At 53.4% G+C, this 19,453-nt stretch carries 17 protein-coding genes; 11 read left to right on the forward strand and 6 right to left on the reverse strand.

Going from position 1 to position 19,453, the window contains the following annotated elements; genetic code table 11:
* Positions 1–250 precede the first annotated feature (250 nt).
* From QZP87_RS04365 to lon, 11 genes are all read left to right on the forward strand, one after another.
* Entirely contained in the window at positions 251–910 is a 660-nt protein-coding gene (locus QZP87_RS04365) for a riboflavin synthase (protein WP_291321698.1), read from the forward strand.
* A 44-nt stretch (positions 911–954) separates the two neighbouring features.
* The gene (locus QZP87_RS04370) at positions 955–2,166 is read left to right on the forward strand and encodes a bifunctional 3,4-dihydroxy-2-butanone-4-phosphate synthase/GTP cyclohydrolase II (protein ID WP_291321699.1); all 1,212 of its coding nucleotides are present in this window, start codon (positions 955–957) and stop codon (positions 2,164–2,166) included.
* A 26-nt stretch (positions 2,167–2,192) separates the two neighbouring features.
* Positions 2,193–2,666, forward strand: coding sequence for a 6,7-dimethyl-8-ribityllumazine synthase (ribE, locus tag QZP87_RS04375; RefSeq protein WP_291321700.1), 474 nt, complete (start codon positions 2,193–2,195; stop codon positions 2,664–2,666).
* Between the two features lie 15 nt (positions 2,667–2,681).
* The gene (gene nusB / locus QZP87_RS04380; protein WP_291321701.1) at positions 2,682–3,155 is read left to right on the forward strand and encodes a transcription antitermination factor NusB; all 474 of its coding nucleotides are present in this window, start codon (positions 2,682–2,684) and stop codon (positions 3,153–3,155) included.
* Positions 3,124–3,651 carry a hypothetical protein gene (locus QZP87_RS04385; RefSeq protein ID WP_291321702.1) on the forward strand — a complete coding sequence of 176 codons (528 nt, stop codon included), beginning with the start codon at positions 3,124–3,126 and terminating at the stop codon, positions 3,649–3,651. The genes nusB and QZP87_RS04385 overlap by 32 nt, the downstream gene beginning before the upstream one ends.
* A 122-nt stretch (positions 3,652–3,773) precedes the next feature.
* On the forward strand, positions 3,774–6,275 hold the full coding sequence (gene leuS / locus QZP87_RS04390; protein WP_291321703.1) for a leucine--tRNA ligase: 2,502 nt from the start codon (positions 3,774–3,776) through the stop codon (positions 6,273–6,275).
* Between the two features lie 2 nt (positions 6,276–6,277).
* Positions 6,278–6,799, forward strand: a complete 522-nt coding sequence (gene lptE, locus QZP87_RS04395; RefSeq protein WP_291321704.1) for an LPS assembly lipoprotein LptE — start codon at positions 6,278–6,280, stop codon at positions 6,797–6,799.
* 13 nt (positions 6,800–6,812) lie between these two features.
* On the forward strand, positions 6,813–7,784 hold the full coding sequence (locus QZP87_RS04400; protein ID WP_291321705.1) for a hypothetical protein: 972 nt from the start codon (positions 6,813–6,815) through the stop codon (positions 7,782–7,784).
* 31 nt (positions 7,785–7,815) lie between these two features.
* Positions 7,816–8,496, forward strand: a complete 681-nt coding sequence (radC, locus tag QZP87_RS04405; RefSeq protein ID WP_291321706.1) for a DNA repair protein RadC — start codon at positions 7,816–7,818, stop codon at positions 8,494–8,496.
* Positions 8,497–9,089: 593 nt separating this feature from the next.
* A complete protein-coding gene (locus tag QZP87_RS04410) occupies positions 9,090–9,359 on the forward strand; it encodes an acylphosphatase (protein ID WP_291321707.1) in 270 nt (89 codons plus the stop codon).
* Positions 9,360–9,723: 364 nt separating this feature from the next.
* Positions 9,724–12,141, forward strand: a complete 2,418-nt coding sequence (gene lon, locus QZP87_RS04415; RefSeq protein ID WP_291321708.1) for an endopeptidase La — start codon at positions 9,724–9,726, stop codon at positions 12,139–12,141.
* Positions 12,142–12,245: 104 nt separating this feature from the next.
* Here the strand turns inward: lon and QZP87_RS04420 are convergent, their stop codons facing one another.
* The 6 genes from QZP87_RS04420 to QZP87_RS04445 form a co-directional block, all read right to left on the reverse strand.
* Positions 12,246–13,502, reverse strand: a complete 1,257-nt coding sequence (locus QZP87_RS04420; protein WP_291321709.1) for an HD domain-containing protein — start codon at positions 13,500–13,502, stop codon at positions 12,246–12,248.
* Positions 13,503–13,982: 480 nt separating this feature from the next.
* Entirely contained in the window at positions 13,983–14,921 is a 939-nt protein-coding gene (locus QZP87_RS04425; protein WP_291321710.1) for a DMT family transporter, read from the reverse strand.
* Between the two features lie 3 nt (positions 14,922–14,924).
* Positions 14,925–15,614, reverse strand: a complete 690-nt coding sequence (locus QZP87_RS04430; protein ID WP_291321711.1) for an ABC transporter permease — start codon at positions 15,612–15,614, stop codon at positions 14,925–14,927.
* A gap of 7 nt (positions 15,615–15,621) precedes the next feature.
* Positions 15,622–16,317 carry an ABC transporter permease gene (locus QZP87_RS04435; protein WP_291321712.1) on the reverse strand — a complete coding sequence of 232 codons (696 nt, stop codon included), beginning with the start codon at positions 16,315–16,317 and terminating at the stop codon, positions 15,622–15,624.
* 622 nt (positions 16,318–16,939) lie between these two features.
* Positions 16,940–17,722, reverse strand: coding sequence for an ABC transporter substrate-binding protein (locus QZP87_RS04440; RefSeq protein ID WP_291321713.1), 783 nt, complete (start codon positions 17,720–17,722; stop codon positions 16,940–16,942).
* Positions 17,723–17,975: 253 nt separating this feature from the next.
* Positions 17,976–18,728, reverse strand: a complete 753-nt coding sequence (locus tag QZP87_RS04445) for an ATP-binding cassette domain-containing protein (RefSeq protein ID WP_363330986.1) — start codon at positions 18,726–18,728, stop codon at positions 17,976–17,978.
* Positions 18,729–19,453 lie beyond the last annotated feature (725 nt).

Here is a 19,453-nt window from a genome sequence, read left to right on the forward strand (position 1 = left end):
CCTCCGGGGACTGGCTCTTTTGCCGCCTGTTATTTTGTTCAATTGCAAGTTATCAAACGGCAAAAGTGCCTGTCCCCAATTGAGACAGGTTATAAATTTTTGAAGTTTCGCTGTAGTGTTATTGTATTTGTGCAGAAAAGGTATCGCGGGGACTGTCCCCGGGCGGTATCTGCCCCCTGAATGGTTACGTATGATCGGCTGATCCAAAAATAATTGACCATTTAATTATTATGGGAGATAATAGCAGGTTATGTTTACAGGCCTGATTCAGGGTACAGGCACCATTACCGCCATCCAGAGAAAAGGGGGGGAAACCAGGTTCACTGTCAGGCCCGGATTCACCCTTCACGATCCCCGTCTCGGCGAAAGCATTGCTGTCAACGGGGTATGTTTGACTGTTGAAAGCTTCGGCAGAGGCGGTTTCCATGTCTACGTCTCGGCCCAGACAATGTCCCTGACCAACCTGGGGGATTTAATAACCGGCTCGCAAGTCAACCTGGAACGGGCCCTGGCCCTGGGAGACAGGCTGGGCGGGCACCTGGTTGCCGGACATGTAGACTGCCTGGCTGGAGTTGAACACATCCAGCAGGCAGGGGAATCCAAGAAATTTACCCTGGTGTACCCTGAAGAATTCAACCCTCAGGTCATCAACAAGGGTTCAGTGGCTCTGGACGGCATCAGCCTGACCATCACTGAGTGTGGGGCGGGACATCTGCAGGTGAACATTATCCCGGCCACCTGGAAGGAAACAACTATAGCCCACTGGAAAAAGGGCTCCCTGGTCAACATGGAGACCGACCTCATCGGTAAATACGTCCAGAATATGCTGGGCCCCTGGATGGCTGAACGATTTTCACAGCAAAACCAAAAGGGGATAGACATGGACTTTTTGAGACAGCATGGTTTTTAACGATTTAATCAATCCTTCGAGATATAATAAACGCGAGGCTACACATGTCCATTTGCACTATTGAAGAAGCAATCGAAGATATCCGGCGGGGCAAAATGGTTATCCTGGTGGATGATGAGGACCGGGAAAACGAGGGCGACTTGACCATAGCGGCCCAGCACATCACCCCGGAGGCCATCAACTTCATGGCCAAGTACGGCCGCGGGCTCATATGTCTGGCTCTGGCCCCGGAATGGGTGGACCGACTGGGACTGCCCATGATGGCCCCTAAAAACACCTCCAGATTCGAAACCGCTTTCACCGTATCCATAGAAGCCGCCAAAGGTGTTACCACGGGCATCTCAGCCTTTGACCGCTCAACCACAATCCTGACCGCCATTCAGGATGATGTAAAGCCCCAGGACATTGCCACTCCGGGTCATATTTTTCCTCTGCGGGCCAAGAAGGGCGGTGTGCTGGTCCGGGCTGGTCAGACCGAGGGCGGTGTGGACCTGGCCCGTCTGGCGGGGTTGAAGTCTGCGGCCGTAATCTGCGAGATCATGCGCGACGACGGCAACATGGCCCGCATGCCGGATCTCGTTGAATTTGCAAAAAAACATGAAATTAAAATTTGTACCATAGAAGACCTTATCCGCTACCGGGCCAGGTTTGATTCCATGGTCAAACGGGTGGCCGAGGCGGACCTGCCTACGGATTTCGGCAACTTCAAAGCCATTGCCTACGCAAACGAGGTTGACGATCATACCCATGTGGCCCTGGTAAAGGGCAGATTTAAAAAACACGAACCTATTCTGGTGCGGGTGCACAGCCAGTGCCTTTCCGGTGACGTTTTCGGGTCCCTGCGCTGCGACTGCGGCAACCAGCTCAAGGCGGCCATGCGCATGGTGGATCAAGCCGGCAAGGGCGTCCTTCTATACATGAGTCAGGAAGGCCGGGGCATCGGCCTGGCCAACAAGATAAGGGCTTACTCGCTGCAGGACCAGGGGCTGGACACTGTGGAAGCCAACGAAAAACTGGGCTTTGCCCCGGACCTTCGCAGCTACGGTATCGGTGCCCAGATCCTGGTGGACCTGGGCATTACCAAGATGCGCCTCATGACCAACAACCCCAAAAAGATAGTCGGCCTGGAGGGATTCGACCTGGAGGTGGTGGAGAGGGTATCCATAGAAGTACCGGCCTGCCGGCAGAACCAGTGCTACCTGCTCACCAAAAAAGAAAAAATGGGGCATATCCTCAGCATTTCCGGCAAGCAGTAAATCAGGAGCATGGGAGATACAAACATATGCTGCACATCAAGACCATCGAAGGCAGGCTGGACGCCGGGGGGCTTAAGATAGCCCTGGTGGCCTGCAGGTTCAACGACTTCATTGTGGACAGGCTCATAGGCGGGGCAGTGGATTACCTGGTACGCCACGGAATTGACAAGGATAACCTGACTCTTTACCGGGTACCGGGGGCCTTTGAAATGCCGGTACTGGTCAAGCGTCTGACAGGCAAAAAAGATCTGGACGGCATTGTCTGTCTGGGAGCTATCATACGCGGGGCCACTCCACATTTCGACTTTGTGGCTGCAGAATCCTCCAAGGGCATTGCTCAGGCTTCCATTGACTCCGGCATGCCCGTGGGCTTCGGCCTTCTAACTACGGACAGCCTGGAGCAGGCCATTGAAAGGGCCGGCAGCAAAGCCGGCAACAAGGGTGTGGAGGCTGCCGCAGCAGTATTGGAACTTATCCGGGTCATGGAGCAGATCGACTAAAAATCCCTTATTCAGATGTCAAAAAAATCCACCGGGGCCTGGCGGAAAAGTTCCAGGCATGCACAAAGGGTGTTCGCCTTTCAGGTTCTTTACTCCCTGAACTTTGAGCATTCGGAGCAACAGCTCCAAACCACATTTGAACATTTTATCCAGGAGCAGCAACCCGGCACGGAAAAAGAAAACTCCTATGCCGGACAGCTGCTCAAAGGCATCCGGGACAACCTGGACAAGCTTGACTCTATCATAAGCAGGTATTCCCAGAACTGGAAAGTCAAGCGTATCGCCATGGTGGAGATGACCATAATGCGCCTGGCGGTTTACGAAATGCTGTACCGGGAGGATGTCCCGGTCAAGGTGGCCATCAACGAAGCCATCGAGTTGGCCAAGACCTTTGGCGACAACAATTCACGTAACTTTGTAAACGGCATTCTGGACGCCGTTGCCAGGGATATACTAAATGGTAAACTTGGGCCTGGCCTGGAATCCTGAGTCCTGCCCCCTGTATTTCTCCAGGCTGTTTTTTGTTTCTTCGGCGGACCAGGAAAAGCTGCCCGTTCTGAATTCCTGGCCCCAGGAAGAACACAGGATCTGGGAACTGATCTTTCCCATAAAAGAAAACCAGGACCAGGCTGACTGGGTCCTGGAACTGTCCAGGTGTCTCAAGGGGCTGTCGCAATCCAGGTGGTGCATAAGCACCCCTGACCTGGTGCAGGTCTTCAACCTCCCCCTGGACAAAGCCCTGGCCAGATGGGGGGAACTCTTCTGGCCCAACTACCGGTTGGACTCGGTTTTTATTTTTACAACCGGGGATGATCCAGCCCTGGTCAGGGATATTCTAAAGATGTGGCACAGCAGGCAAACCAATATCTGCATGCGCAGTCACTACGATTTTACGGTTCCTGACGGGCAGTCCCCATTGCAGGATTCTCCGAAAAAATCAAAATGGACATTCTGGAGCAGGCTTGGATTCAAAGTTTCTGTCTAGGTATCTGTTTAGCGCATTTTAGGAAAGCAGGGGACAGGCAAAGCGCTGAACAGATACCTGTCCAGTGTGTTTTATTGCGGCAACTGTAACCGGCCAATAAAGTTTCAAGGAAGGCTTTTTTTATGCAGGACAGCAGGTACCATCCGGAGCAGGTAGAGAAAAAATGGCAGCAGATATGGGAGGAGCGAAAAACTTTTGAGGTAACCCACCAGGATACTTCCAGGCCCAGGTACTACGTCCTGGAGATGTTTCCCTACCCCTCTGGCCGCATTCACATGGGCCACGTACGCAACTACTCCATAGGTGACGTGGTGGCCAGAATGAAAATGATGCAGGGATTCAACGTCCTGCACCCCATGGGCTGGGACGCCTTCGGACTGCCCGCGGAAAACGCCGCCATCAAAAACAACACTCATCCCGCCCAATGGACCTATCAAAATATCGGCTATATGCGCCAGGAACTCAAAAGGCTCGGCTACTCCTACGACTGGAGCCGGGAACTGGCCACCTGCCATCCAGGTTACTACCAGTGGGAGCAGCTCTTTTTTCTCAAATTTTATGAAAAGGGTCTGGTCTACCGCAAAAAGGCCCCGGTCAACTGGTGCCCCACCTGCGTCACTGTGCTGGCCAACGAACAGGTGGAAGACGGCCTTTGCTGGCGCTGCGACTCCTCGGTGGAAAACCGGGAACTCTCTCAATGGTTTTTACGCATAACCGACTATGCTGAAGAACTTCTGCAGGACCTGGACAAGCTTACAGGGGGGTGGCCGGATCGGGTCCTGAGCATGCAGAAGAACTGGATAGGCAAAAGTACCGGGATGGAGATAGACTTCCCGGTGCAGGGCCTGGATGCAAAGATAACCGTTTTCACCACCAGGCACGACACCCTGTTTGGTGCCACATTCATGAGCCTGGCTCCGGAACACGAAATGGTCCCCAGCCTCATCCGGGACAACCCCGGTCAGGACAGAATTCAGCAGTTCATTGCCAGGACAACCGCCCAGGAACACCGGGAACGTACAGACGATGATGCCGAAAAAGAAGGCATCTTTACCGGAAGTTTCTGCATAAACCCTGCAACCGGGGAAAAGATGCCCATTTACCTGGCCAATTTCGTCCTGGCGGAATATGGCACCGGTGCGGTCATGGCTGTCCCGGCCCATGACCAGCGGGATCTGGAGTTCGCCCGCAAGTACCACCTGCCGGTGCGTGTAGTGGTCAGGCCTTCAGACCAGTCCTCAGATTTTCATATCCTTGATCAGGCCTATTCAGAGCCCGGGGTGGCCATCAATTCCGGACAGTTCGATCACAAGCCCACCCACCAGGTGCAGGAGGAGATCGCCGATTACCTGGAGAGCCTGCAGGCGGGGCGAAGAGCGGTAAACTATCGCCTGCGGGACTGGAATATCTCCAGGCAGCGCTTCTGGGGGGCACCCATTCCGGTAATTTACTGCGAGAAATGCGGCATTGTTCCTGTCCCGGCCGACAATCTGCCGGTTCTTCTGCCTCAGGATGCTGAAATGCCCAGCGACGGCCGCTCCCCCCTGCCCCACATGGAAGCCTTTGTGCAGATTGACTGCCCTGAGTGCGGGGGAAAAGCCAGACGTGAAACCGACACCATGGACACCTTTGTGGAATCCTCCTGGTATTTTGCGCGCTTCACAACACCCCGCAAACCAGACAGTCCGTTTGAGCCGGATGCGGTCAAGTACTGGCTCCCGGTGGATCAATACATTGGCGGCATTGAACACGCAATCCTGCACCTTCTGTACGCCCGCTTCTTTGTCAAGGCTCTGCGCGATCTGGGGTACTGGGACCTGGACGAGCCCTTTTCAAACCTTTTGACGCAGGGCATGGTCCTCAGGGATGGAGCCAAGATGTCCAAGTCCAAAGGCAACGTGGTGGACCCCGACGAAATGATCCAGCGCTTCGGGGCGGACACTGTCCGCCTTTACTGCCTGTTTGCATCCCCCCCGGAAAAGGACCTGGAATGGAGCGATTCGGCCATTGAGGGTTCTTACAGATTTTTAAACCGCCTATGGAGGACTATACACCAGCTCTCCGGGGTGTTGTCCCCTGTCGGCCCCTGCATGCCCATGGATCCCGGGGAATTGAGTTCTGAAGAAAAAAAACTGCGCGCCGCGGAGCACGAGGCCATGCGCAGGGCCACCAGAGATATGCTGGACAGGTTTCAATTCAATACTGCCATTGCAGCCTGCATGGAACTCTTAAACACCATCGGGCAGCACCGGGAACATCTTGAAAAGAGTTCCAACGGTCCCCGGGTGCTCTCCTCCGCCCTCTCCACTCTGCTCACAGTGCTGGCTCCCATCACCCCGCATATCAGCGAGGAACTCTGGGCTCACATGGGGCACAGCCACAGCCTGTCCGAAAGCAGGTGGCCGGACTACGATCCCCGGGCCCTGGTGCGCGATGAGGTTACCGTGGTTGTCCAGGTAAACGGTAAACTGCGATCCAGCATAAGCGTTCCCGTGGACATGGATCAGGAGGAACTCAAATCCCTGTGCCTGGAAGAAGATAAGGTCAAAAAGCATATTGAGGGCAAAAAAGTGGTCAAGATAATCGTGGTGCCGGGCAAGCTGGTCAACATAGTGGTGCGCTGAATATGCGGGCAGCGGCATTGATTCTCATGCTGACCCTGAGTGTCGGGTGCGGCTACAACTTTACCGGCATGGCTCCGGTGGACATGCCCGGGGATGTAAGCCGCCTTTACCTGAGCCGGGTAGACAACCCCACCCTGGAGGTTTGGCTGGAGCCTTATGTGCGCACCAACTTCCGGGATGAATTCTCCAGGCGGGCTGACATATCCTGGGTGGACCGGGAAGAGGCCCAGGCTTATGTGGTGATAGACATATTAAACTACCGGGTTTCCGACGGCCTCACCGGTGCAGGCGACAGGACCATCCGCTCCCAGGTCCGGCTGGATCTGGATGTCAGGATGTACGATTCCCGCACCAGCGATCTGTTGTGGTCTTCGGGTGGTGTACATGGGAGCGGTTCATATTTCCCGGCCCATGATCAGGCTTCTGTTCCCGGGGAAAGCACCCCCGGGGAAAGACAGGCCGCCCGAGAAGCGGTGGAAGAAGCCCTGCGCCTGGCTGCGGATCGCCTGGGAACAGGGTTTTAAGGCGGATCAAGCCATGTCCAGACCAGGATTTTATTTCTGCCTATGTCCGGACTCAGGCCTGCTCAAGAGACAGATCCATAAACTTCTGCAGCCTCATGACCCTGACAGCTGGGAAATAACCACCCTCTGGAGTGACGATGCCGAACTGGATCAAAAACTCTGGAAGGCCCTGAATATACCCAACATGATGGGCCCTTGCAGGGCTGTGGTGATACGCAACTGCCACACCTTCCAAGAAGCCCGGTGGAAGGCCCTGGCTCCGGCCCTCAAGGGCTTTAAGTCCGGCATCTGGGCTTTTTTCTGCATGGAGGGGGAGTGGGACAAAAAAAAGCCCAGGGTGCCTGCTTGTCTGGAAAAACAAAAATTTTACAAAATTGCCCGGGCAAAAGGCTGGATATGGCAGTTTCCAGGCATCAACAGGCAGAACCTTCCCAGGTACCTCAAACAAAGGGCCCTTGAATCAGGGCTGGTCCTGGAGTCCGGGGTTCAGGAAAAACTCGTGCAGATACTGCCCCTGGACAGCCGGGGCGTGGACCAGGAGCTGGAAAAACTCTTATTGCTTGCAGGACAAAGCGGCATGGTGCTCATGGAGCACCTGGATGTGGTGGAGCCGAGATCACACCTGGACATATTTACCCAGTTGCAGAAGATTCAACAGGGGCAGAGCATAGCCCGGGTGTGGCACAAACTATTTCTGGACCAGCAGACCGGTCAGGACGGGCTTTTCCCGTTTATGGGCCTTCTTTTGCGCGAGGCCCGCATCTTGTGGCACCTGGCCACAGGCCAGGAGGACAAGATCTATTTGTACCCCGGGGTCAGAAATGAAAAAATCCGGCTGGCCGGAAGGCTTGGACCGGAAAAAATAGCCCTCATGTGGGACATGGTCCTTGAAGCCGAGGCCGGGGTCAAATCCGGGGCTGTTTTGCAGGATCAGGCCCTGGAAAATCTCACCGCCGGAATGTACCGGCTTTTCAGGCCGGACTGACAACCTGACCGGCTTTCAGGGACAAAAGCATATGGATTCCAATAAGCCCCACCATACCGGTCACCGCCAGAGGCTGAAAGAACGTCTCAACCATGACCCTTCCAGCCTGCAGGACTACGAAATTCTGGAACTGGTCCTGGGTTACGCCCTGCCCAGAAAAGACACCAAACCCCTGGCCAAGAACCTGCTCAAAAGGTATCCCACCTTCAAGGATATCCTGGCTGCAAAACCCGGGGACCTGCAGAGTGTTGACGGCATCGGTCCGGGTATTATTACATTTCTAAAGCTCTGGGGAGAATTCTGGGCCAGGACCGAGCAGTCCGGCATCAGTACCAAGAGTACTCTTGATTCTCCGGAAAAGGTTGTCCGTCTGGCCAGGTCCAGGCTGCAGTTCAAGCCCATTGAAGAGTTCTGGACCATTATGGTGGACAATAAAAACCGCCTGCTGGGCTTCGAAAAAATGAGTCGGGGAACCGTGGATCAGGCTCCTGTTTTTCCAAGAGAAATTTTGACTGCTGCCCTTGAAAAAAGGTCCAGCGGTATTATTCTATTACACAACCACCCAGGCGGGGATCCGCATCCTTCAGTACAGGACAGAGAACTGACCAGAAAAATCAAGGAGGTTTCAACTGCCCTGGGAATCAGGCTCCTGGATCACGTGATTATTTCCGAGGACAGCTTTTTCAGTTTTCAGGAACATGGCTATGTTTAACGCGCATATCATTATCACTTTATAACAGCTCAAGCCATTTCAGTATGCCATACAAACTGTTACATATCACTACAGTGACATTTTGTGATAGTATCTGTTTAGCGTTTTGCATGTGGCATGGGGACTGGCTCTTCCGGGACCCACTTGTCCCAAAAAATGAGATATTTTTAGCACAAAATAATGCTACAGCGAAACTTATGATTGGCCTCCGGGGACTGGCTCTTTTGCCGCCGAGATTTTTGAGCAGTTGAGGGTTTTGCATCGGCAAAAGTGCCTGTCCCCAATTGAGATACCATAGTGTATTTTATAAGTTTCGCTGTAGTGATAATGCTCAAGTGGGTCCCGGAGTGCCTGTCCCCTGCTTTCCTTAAAAGCGCTAAACAGATACTTGTGATAATTTTTGCCTCGGCCACCGGGGAGAGGCACCCGGCACTTATTTTCCTAAGGAAGACTTACGGATTATTATAATAAGTGCGGGGAACCTGTCCCCTTCGAGTTCAAATTAAGTGTCGCTGTAGTGATAGTCTTGCCGGAGATAGTTAAACCTCAGGCAAGCTTATGTACAACGCCAACAAACCCACAGGAGAAGCTTTATGAATTCCATGAATTGTATACTCAGCGGCAAGGTTCAAGGCGTTTTCTTCAGATCCTGGATCCAGGAACAGGCCCAGAGTCTGGAGGTGAAAGGATGGGTGAGAAACCTGCATGACGGACGGGTGGAAGTTCTGGCCCAGGGAGATGAAGATGCCCTGGCTGAATTCAAGAAAAGACTGATTCAGGGCTCTTCCATGAGTGAGGTCAAGGACATCAAGTGCGAAGACATGGAATACGACAAGACCTATTCCAAGTTTGAAATCAGGTAACCCGTTACCTGCTTCACGCCCCGAAGTAGTTGTATCGGCATGAAAACCTGCCCTGAGAGCACCTGTACTGTGCGTCTTATCTGTTTAGCGCTTTGCCTGTAGCCTGGGGACTGGCTCTCCCCGCACTGATTTTTAGCTGATGTGAAAATCATTACTAAATAATAAGTTCGTGGGTGCCTGTCCCCTGCTTTCCTTAAAAGCGCTGAACAGATACTGTGCGTCCAACAAGACCTTAATGACTATTGCCGGACACAACTTAAAATAGCATCAAGCCCTGCATCTGTCTGCGGGGCTTGATTTTGTATTTTTGCGTCCAAAAACCGGATTCATTCCGGCATATCCATTTTTCAGGAGAAAATCAGCCATGAGTGACGACAAAATATATCTTTCTGACCCTGGAGAAATAATCAATTCACCAGAAGACAACCCTCAATCCGACAGTTCGGGACAGGAGGGGGAGATAGAAATCCCCTCAAAGCTTCCTTTGCTTCCGGTACGTGATATAGTGGTTTTCAACTACATGATCCTGCCCCTGTTCGTTGGACGGGATAAAAGCATCCAGGCCATTGACTACGCCCTCAACAACAACCGTTACCTGTTCATATGCACCCAGAAGGACGAACAGGTGGAAGACCCCGGTCCGAATGATCTTTACCAGACCGGCACGGTGGTCATGATCATGCGCATGCTGAAAATGCCGGACGGCCGCCTCAAGGTCCTGGTGCAGGGAATCAACAAGGCCAGAATCCGCAATTACGTCCAGACGGATCCCATGGATATCGTGGAGATCGAAATCCTCATGGACAAGGAATTCACCGAGCCTACATCCGAGTCCGAGGCTCTTCTACGGGCTGCCCGGGAGCAGAGTGAAAAGCTGCTGGGCCTTCGCGGAGTGGACGCCTCCGAAATCATGGCCGTTTTAAACAGTGTTGACGACCCTGGCCGACTGGCGGACCTGGTAGCCTCCAACCTCAGGATGAAGCCGGTCGATGCCCAGCAGATCCTGGAGTGCGATGATCCTCTGCAGCGCCTCAAGATGGTCAATGAGCAGCTTGTCCGGGAGGTGGAGGTCGCCTCCATGCAGGCCAAGATCCAGAACATGGCCAAGGAAGGCATGGACAAGGCCCAGCGCGAATACTTCCTGCGGGAGCAGCTCAAGGCCATCCGCAAGGAACTTGGAGAGGTCACCGAAAGCGGGGACGACATGGATCAGCTCCGGGAGTCCCTGAAAAAGGCCAGACTGCCGGCCAAGGTGATGAAAGAGGCTGAAAAACAGCTCCAGCGCCTGGAGAACATGCACCCTGACTCCGCCGAATCCACCGTGGCCAGGACTTATCTGGAGTGGCTGGTGGAAATCCCCTGGAAAAAAAAGACCAAGGACCGCCTGGACATAAAGGAGGCTCAGAAGATCCTGAACGAAGACCACTATGACCTGGATAAAGTCAAGGAAAGGATCCTGGAATATCTGAGCGTGCGCAAACTCAATCCCAGGATGAAAGGCCCCATCCTCTGCTTTGTAGGTCCTCCCGGTGTAGGCAAAACCTCCCTTGGCCAGTCCATAGCCAGGTCACTGAATCGCAGGTTCGTGCGCATCTCTCTAGGAGGAATGCGGGACGAGGCTGAAATACGCGGCCACCGCAGGACCTATATCGGTTCAATGCCCGGGCGTATCATCCAGAGCATGAAGGATGCCGGGTCAGTAAACCCCGTCTTCATGCTGGACGAAATCGACAAAGTGGGCACCGATTTTCGCGGGGATCCATCCTCAGCCCTGCTGGAGGTGCTGGACCCGGAGCAGAATCACTCCTTTACCGACCATTATTTAAATGTGCCATATGACCTCTCCAAGGTCATGTTCATCTGTACCTCCAACATCCTGGACACCATACCATCGGCACTGCTGGACCGCATGGAGGTTATCCGCATCCCGGGCTATACCGAGCAGGAAAAAGTAAATATCGCCCGCCAATATCTCATCCCCAGACAGATCAGGGAAAGCGGACTCAAGGAGAAGGACATATCCTTAAGCGACGGGGTCTTAAAACAGATTATCCGCAACTACACCCGGGAAGCCGGGCTTCGCAACCTGGAGCGCGAAATCGGGGCGGTCTGCCGCAAGATCGCCAGGCAGGTTGCAGAAGGCCGGAAAGGTCCTTTCCGCATCACCAGGAAAAAACTGGACAAACTACTGGGAGTACCCAAGTACATCCAGGAAGACCGGGAAAAAGAACTGCCTGCAGGTGTGGCCATCGGGCTGGCCTGGACCGCTTACGGCGGGGAAATCCTGCACGTGGAGGTCAGCCTCATGCCGGGCAAGGGCAAGCTTATTCTCACCGGCCAGATGGGGGAAGTCATGAAGGAAAGCGCCCAGGCTGCCCTGAGCTATGCCCGCAGCAGGGCCAGGACCCTGGGTCTGGATGAAGACCTCCTGGACAAACGCGATATTCATATACATGTCCCGGCCGGCGCCACTCCCAAGGACGGTCCATCGGCCGGACTGACCATGGTTTCAGCACTGGTTTCGGCCCTCACTGACAAGGTCCTGCCGGGGGATATCGGTATGACCGGAGAAATCACCCTGCGCGGCAGGGTACTTCCGGTGGGAGGCATCAAGGAAAAGATCCTGGCTGCCGTGTCATCTGGGATCAAGACGGTTATTATTCCAGATTCCAACAAACGCGATTTCAATGAAATCCCGCCGGAACTCAGGAAAAATATCCAGGTCCGGACCGTGGAGAGTATTGATGAAATCTGGCCCATCCTGGAAATCGGCAAGGGTTGATCGCCTGATGATCCAGGAGCTCAAATCTTCAGATTGACTACACCGGAGGGAGACCCTCTTGCCCCCCTCCGGTTTCATTATTTCCAGGCAACTCTGCCCGGCCTTCAGTCAAAATCCGCCAGCAGTGCACCGATGTGTACCACTCCCAGCAGGTTTTCACGCTGGTAGCGGTTGCGGATCTTCCATTGGGCCTGCTGCAGTTGTTCATTGGTAATGCCGTTTCTGGTTGCGGTATAAGCCTCGATAAATGCCGCCAGGTTATCGCAGACCTTGAGGAGGTGTCCGTCCCTTGGGTCGAATTCATCCCGGTTATAATTTTGGTGCAGCTCCAGCGCCTCCAGGCTCAAAACCCTGCCCTCATGCACCACGGTATTGTCAAACTCTGAATACTCCTTCCCCCCGAGATAGTAGCGCAGTCTAAAGGTCAATTCCCTGTACTGCGGCTCATCCAGAAGGGTAAACACCCTCTGCTCCAGTTCTTTTTGCTCATATTCCCGGATAAGGTCTTTTATCCTCTGCACAGACTGCTTTACCGGGGAAATTATATCCCGGGTCAAAAGCTCCGGCAGATCGTGGATCAGGCCCGCAAAAAAGTTGTTCTGCCTGCGCTGGGAGCAGGCCCCCACAGACAGGCTGAAAAAATAGGCAAAGCTGGCCACGATAAACATATGCCCCAGCACTGAGGTCTCCGGGATGCGTGGGGTCTGGGACCACCTCTTTTGAAACCGCAGACGCCCGCACAGGTTTACCAGTCCTCCCAGGCCGTTGCGCGATCCTCCGGCAATTTCGCGCATGCCTTCAAGATCGAAGTGCTGTTTTAACAGTTCTTCAAAATTGGCCTCGATATCTTTGAGCTCGTCATCGCCCGGGTTGACCCCCTTGATAAGCCCGAACTCCCAGCTGCTGGCAAAGATATGCGCTGCACTCAGGATCTTGCCTGCCAACCCGGTATCATCAGGTTTTTGCAGGTACGTACAAAGCCCATGCCAGAAAAGTGAACCCAGGGGCTGTACCCTGGGCTGCAGCTGTTCCAGGACCCATTCTGTCAGCTGCCGGTAGTGCTCCGGGTTGGATTTGATGCGATAAAATATGGGGGGCTTGATATCGGTTATGACCAGCCGGTACAGGTATTCGAAAATACCGCCCAGGACGACCTCTTCCCCAAGGCGAAGCCTCTGTTGGGCATCCAGGTCCCTGGAATTGAGAAGATAAAGGATGTAAGCCACAAACATCTTGTGCGCCTGCTTGTCCACCTCCACCAGCTCCACCGGACGCAGCTTGTCGTTCCAGCGCTTCATGAAAGAACCCGAAAAAATCAGTTGCAAAAGCCCCTTGCGTACGCTGGGATGATGTTCATGCATAATCGTCCACCTCCTCTCCTGCAATGCCTGATCCTGTCCACACCCGCCAGGCCCTGGTTACACGAAATTATTAAACCTGAATCCGTGAAAAACAGGTTCCGGAATTTGTCAAAAAGGCCGCAAAGACTCACTCCAAGGCAGACTAAATCAAAATCCCGGTCTTGCCTGATCAAATATACTGCATGGCATTCAAAAATTAATATAAATTAAATCAGATGGTTAAAGGATTTTGATTAAGTCTGCCTAAGTCGCTCAGACAGTTTGCGGCCATTTTGTCAAACCCCGGAACCTGGAAGGGGGACTGTCCCCGCTAAGTACTATCTATGAAGGTTCACACAACTTAGCGTTTTTCATATTTAATTTGTGCAGGAAAGGTGTCGCGGGGACTGTCCCCGGGCCGGTTCCGGCACCCCCTGAATGGTTACAACTACAGGTATCTGTTTAGCTTTGCATGTGGTGCGGGGACCGGCTCTTCATTCATTACCCACCGCCCTTTCTGAAAAACATGCGCAGTCTAATTAAAAGCCGGTTGCCGCCTGTAAACACTGCGTCCAGCTGGGCCGCCAGCATCCCTGCCAGCATCAGGGCGCAGCCTGTCCACCCCCTGGGACTTAAGACCTCCCCCAGGATAATGACCCCGGCAAGCACTGCAAAAACAGTTTCCAGGCTCAGAATGACCGCGGCATGGGTAGGGGGGGCTCTTTTCTGGGCCACCACCTGCAGGGTGAAGGCCACTCCCACCGAAAGTGCACCGCCGTAAAGGATGGGCACTGCAGCGCCTTTGATCATGCTCCAGGTGAGTTCTTCCAGCACCAGTCCCACCAGGAGACTCAGTAAAGCACACACCCAGAACTGCATGGCCGCCAGCCGCAGCACGTCCATTCTGGGAGCCAGCCAGCCGATGACAATCACATGCAGGGCGTACATAAAAGCACACCCAAGCACCAGGCTGTCCCCCAGGTTGATATGCAGGCCATCGGTGATGGTCAGCAGGTACAGCCCGGTCACCGCAAGAAGGGCCCCCACCCCGGACCCCGGTCCGGGCCTGAACCCCCACAAACACCCCAGAAGGGGGACTATGACCACATAAAGCCCTGTAATAAAACCGGCTTTGCCTGCGGTAGTATAAATTATGCCCACCTGCTGCAGTATGCTGGCGACAAACAGGATGCCCCCGGAAATAAGACCGGCCAGCAAAAGAGAAGGGCCTTTTCTGTGTGCAGTAACAGGGGGCGTGAGACCGCCGAAATAAAAAATCAGCGGAGTCAGCACCAGTGCCCCCAGGGCAAAGCGGATGCCCGTGTACATGAAAGGCCCCATGTGGTCCATGCCGACTTTCTGGGCCACAAAGGCCGTGCCCCATATCAGGGCTGTCAGAAGGAGCAGGAGATCGCCCCGGAGATGGCTTTTCCAGGACACGGGCTAGTGCTGACCTGCTTCCAGGTAGGCGTTTATCCGGTTTTCAATTTTCTTGAAAATCCAGAGTATTCCGTAGACCAGGACCAGATAGATGGCTGCGGCCGCCAGGAAAAGCTCATAAAAGGCAAAGCTCCGGGCGGATATTTCTCTGGCCACCCCGGTAATGTCCATGACCGTGATGATGGACACCAGGGAGGAAGCCTGCAACAGAAAAATGACTTCGTTGGTGTAGGCAGGCCAGGCGATGCGCAGGGCTTTCGGTATGATAATACGGCGGTAGAGTAAAAGACCGGACATGCCGCAGGCCCGGGCCGCTTCCACTTCACCCCGGGGCACCCCCTGAATCCCGCCCCGGAATATCTCGGCCGAGTAGGCTGCTGTATTCAGGGTAAGGGCCAGGACAGCACAGAACCAGGGGTTCTTGAAAAAAAACCACAGGCCCACAGAATCCAGAAAGCCATGGAACTGTCCGCTCCCGTAGTAGATGAGAAAAATCTGCACCAGAAGAGGAGTGCCGCGAAAATAAAAGGTAAAGGCATACACCGGCATCCATAGGCTGCGCAACCTGGACACCCGCATGACAGACAGTGGAATGGCCAGCAAAAAACCCAGCAGCACGCTTAGAAAAGTGATCTGCAGGGTGACCACCGCACCGTTGAAAAGTCTGGGCAGACTGTCAATAACAATGTCCATATCCGCCTCAGTCCATTATAATGCCGCGGCTGGCCCGTTTTTCAGCCCATTGCTGCACCAGGTTGGAGCCGATGGTTATAAGCAGATATATAAGCGAGGCCGCGAAAAAAAAGGTGAAAGGCTCCCGGGTGGCCCGGGCGGCTATGTCGGCATTGCGCATAAGTTCCGGCAGCTGGATAACCGAGACAAGGGCAGTGGCCTTAATCAGAACCATCCAGACATTTCCCAGCCCCGGCAGTGCATAGCGCATCATCTGGGGCAGAGTCACCCGCCTGAATGTCAGCGCCCTGCTCATGCCGCAGGCCCTGGCGGCCTCAATCTGCCCCTTGGGCACTGCCAGGTAGGCTCCCCGGAAAACCTCGGTGGAAAAAGCCCCGTAAATAAATCCTATGGTGGCTGTTCCAGCCACAAAGGGATCCAGGGAGATAAAGACGGGAGCCCCGAACATGGCTGAGATATCCTGAATCAGAGTCGGGGTACCGTAATACACCAGCAGGATGAGAATCAGCTCAGGGATTCCCCGGATGACCGTAGTATAGGTGTTGGCCAGAAAACGCAACAGGGCCGAGTTTGAAAACTTGCAGAGCACCCCCAGAAGTCCCAGCCCTATGGCCAGTATCATGGCGGAAATCCCGACATAAAGGGTCAGCTTGGCCCCCTGGATTAGAAGCCATCCGTAACCGTGCAGTTCAAAAAAGGGCATGGGAGTTTGATCCTGAGTATCAGATTAGGGCTTTGCATGTAGCATGGGGACTGGCTCTCCCCGCACTTATTTTTCCAAGAAAACCTGGACCATTTGTAACTATTCACCATCTGATAAAATTGATCAATCTAAGCGCACCGCTGATATCCAGGGTCCGGGGGCTTTGCAAACCGGGCGTAAACTGTCTAATCGACGCGGAGTCACGCCTGTGGCGTGATTAATCAAAACCGTAAAACACTGAACCTGATTCAAAGCATTCTATAGCACTACAGCGAAACTTATAAAATACAGTATGGTATCTCAATGGGGGACAGGCACTTTTGCCGGTTGCTAATTTGTAAATGCTTCAAAAATTCGGCGGCAAAAGAGCCAGTCCCCGGAGGTCAATAAATAAGTTTCGCTGTAGTGATAGAAATATTCTGATTATTAAACTCGTGTGTAGGTTTTGATTTACGCTTCCTTGGAGTGAGTTTTTACGTCCTGTTTGCAAAGTCCCCGGACCCTGGTGAATAGTTACGACCATTTTAAAAATAAGTGCGGGGGTGCCAGTCCCCTGCTTTCCCATAGGGAGCGGCCCTCCCCGCACTGATTATTGATGAAACAAATTCATCATGTGCAGGCATTACTCATCGCCGTAAACGTCAAAATCAAAGTATCTGTCATTAATTTCCTGGTAGGTTCCGTCGGCACGGATATCTGCAATGGCCTGATTGAAGGCCTGGCGCAGTTCATCCTCTCCCTTGCGCAATGCTATGCCGATGCCTTCCCCGAACCACTGTTCATCGGTATAGCTTGGACCGACAAACTCGTAATCCTGCCCTGCCTCTGAATCCAGAAAGCCTGTCTGCAGTACAACAGCATCTGCAAAAAGAAGGTCCACCCTTCCGGCCACCATGTCCAGGTTGGCTTCTTCCTGGGTGGCATAGGACCTGATATTCAAAACATTATCGAAGTTGTCGTTTATGAAATTTGCGCTCACAGTGGCCCTCTGGACCCCCACGGACAAACCTTCCAGTGACTCATCTGAAATTTCAATATCCCTGTCCTTGTGTTTCACAAACCTGGCCGGTGTCTGATAATACTTTTCAGTGAAATCCACCCTTCTTTTACGCTCTTCGGTAATGCTCATGGAAGCTATAATGGCATCGTAGTCTCTGGCCAGCAGGGCCGGGATTATGCCGTCCCAGCTCTGGGTAACGAATTCGCATTCAAAATTGGCAGCGTCACACAGGGCTTTGGCGATATCAATGTCAAACCCTTTGAGGTTGCCTTGCTGGTCTATGTAGTTAAACGGGGGGTAGGCACCCTCTGTACCGATACGCACCTTGTCCTGGGCCAGGGCACTGCCCGCCAGAAGCATCAACCCGAACACCGCCAGAACCAGAATGTTAAGAATCCTTTTCATGTTTCCTCCTGTTTGTGTTTTAATATTTTTAGGCGGACACTCAAGACATTACATCATAGTCCACGGCTGAACCTTAAGGACTTACTTGTCATATCCTGTCCAGAATACAAGGCCTTCGCTGAGAAGCATGGCAGGTAATCCTTGCATAAGACAGGGCCTCAGCACTTGGCAGTGGGGCGGAACCGCGCTTATTGTTCTAAACCCCGACTGGACAGAGATGACTCTTTCATCTGGGTTACGGGCAAGGCCCGCCTCAGAAAAACCTGGCAAGAAACTTACGGCACCGCTCCGAATGTGGATTAGTAAAGACCTGGCCCGGGGGGCCCTGTTCTTCTATCACCCCGGAGTCGAGGAATATAACCTGGCTGGAGACATCTCTGGCAAAAGCCATTTCATGGGTGGCCAGAACCATTGTTCGGCCTTCCCTGGCCAGATCCTGCAGCACCCGCAAAACCTCTCCCACCAGTTCCGGATCCAGGGCTGAAGTAGGCTCGTCGAACAAAAGGGCCTTGGGTTCCATGGCCAGTGCCCGGGCTATGGCCGCCCGCTGCTGCTGTCCCCCTGAAAGCTGGGCCGGGTAGTAATGGGAACGATCTGCAATGCCCACTTTTTCAAGGTAAGACATGCCCCTCTCCCGGGCCTCTTTTCTGGGAACCTTTAATACATGCACCGGGGCTTCCGTGACATTGTCCAAGACGCTCATGTGGGTCCAGAGGTTAAAGTGCTGAAACACCATGCCAAGCTTGGTGCGGATACGATCAACCTGTCTGTGGTCCTCTGGAATGTTCTGGCCACGCCTGTTTAACCGCATGCGGATCTTTTCTCCGCCGACAAATATATCTCCGGATGTAGGTATCTCAAGGAGGTTGATGCAGCGCAAAAGGGTACTCTTGCCGGATCCGCTGGAACCGATCATGGATATGACGTCCCCTTCATGGGCGGTCAGGGAGACGCCTTTCAGCACGTGCAGGGAGCCGAAACTCTTGTGCAGATTTCTTACGCCCAGGGCCTCCCTGGCACTATTTAGGTCTGGGTAGTTTGCCACTTCCATCCGGACTAGAATATATTGAGGAATCAACCCTGTAAAGAAACTTATTCATGCCTCAAAGGGTACCGGGCATTTCGAAGCCCCGGCTGTATGCCCACATCCCCTCCTAACCGCAGGCACGGGGCTTACGAGCCCTGAGCAGGCATTGAGCCGCTTGCTGCAAATAATCAGGCTTAAATGGCATGTCTTTGTTCAGCACTTTACGTGTGGTAGGTTTGCCTGCCGGGAGGCATACAGCCCTGAAGGAGGACCAGCTCTCCCAGCACCATATTTTAAATAAATACAGCTGCCTTGCCGTCATCAAAATAAGTGCAGGGGCGTCTGTACTCTGCTTTTATTCACAGCCCTGAACAGATACTATTTTTATGTAATGCCATATACCGGTGTCAAGCTAAACTTGCCACCTTCTTCAATAAATTATCAGCCATAATTTATAAGCACTACAGCGAAACTTATTTATTGACCTCCGGGGACTGGCTCTCCCCGCACTTATTTTTAGCTGATGTGAAGATCATTACTGAAAAATAAGTGCGGGGTGCCTGTCCCCAATTTTGACAGGTTGGGTATCTGTTTAGCGCTTTGCATGTAGCACGGGGACTGGCTCTTCCGGGACCCGCTTGTCCCAAAAAATGAGTCGATTTGAGCACAAAATGATGCTCAAGTGGGTCCCGGAGTGCCTGTCC

The organism is Desulfonatronospira sp. (assembly GCA_003563255.1).
In the GTDB taxonomy this organism is placed as follows: Bacteria; Desulfobacterota; Desulfovibrionia; order Desulfovibrionales; family Desulfonatronovibrionaceae; genus Desulfonatronospira.